This window comes from Salinimicrobium marinum (assembly GCF_014651535.1).
Classification (GTDB): Bacteria; Bacteroidota; Bacteroidia; order Flavobacteriales; family Flavobacteriaceae; genus Salinimicrobium; species Salinimicrobium marinum.
The window spans coordinates 1-575 of record NZ_BMXB01000056.1; the positions used below are offsets into that span (position 1 = coordinate 1).

Consider the following 575-nt stretch of genomic DNA (forward strand, 5'->3'; position numbering starts at 1 on the left):
ATGTTGGAAGGGATAAGTTATTTCGGATCCTCAAAGCCAACAATCTGTTGATCAAACCCAAAAGAAGATATCATATCACAACAGATTCTCATCATAGGTTTAGAAAGCACAAAAACCTTATTAGATCCATCAATATTAATCGACCCGAGCAAGTTTGGGTAAGTGATATAACTTACATAGGCACAAGAGAAAACCCTTCTTACCTGGCTCATGTAACAGATGCTTATTCCAAAAGAATAATGGGATATGATGTTTCCGACAACCTTAGCTTAATAGGTGCCTTAAATGCTTTGAAAATGGCTATCAAAGGAAGAAATTTTATAGATAAACTATTGGTACATCATTCAGACAAAGGACTTCAATACTGTTCAAATGATTACCAGGAACTTTTGCAAAAAAGCTTTCTAAAGTGCAGTATGACTGAAAAATACGATCCCTATGAAAATGCAATTGCCGAGAGAATTAATGGCATATTAAAACAGGAATTCGAAATAGACAAGCACAACGTGGATCTAGCATTAAGAACATCTATAGTCAGAGACGCTATTAAGATTTACAATAACCTACGACCCCAT

Annotated in this window: 1 protein-coding gene; it reads left to right on the forward strand. The window is 35.1% G+C overall.

Annotated elements, in window-relative coordinates; genetic code table 11:
- Window positions 1-575, forward strand: a 575-nt coding sequence (locus IE056_RS18340) for an IS3 family transposase (protein ID WP_189606439.1), incomplete at both ends; no start/stop codon positions are given.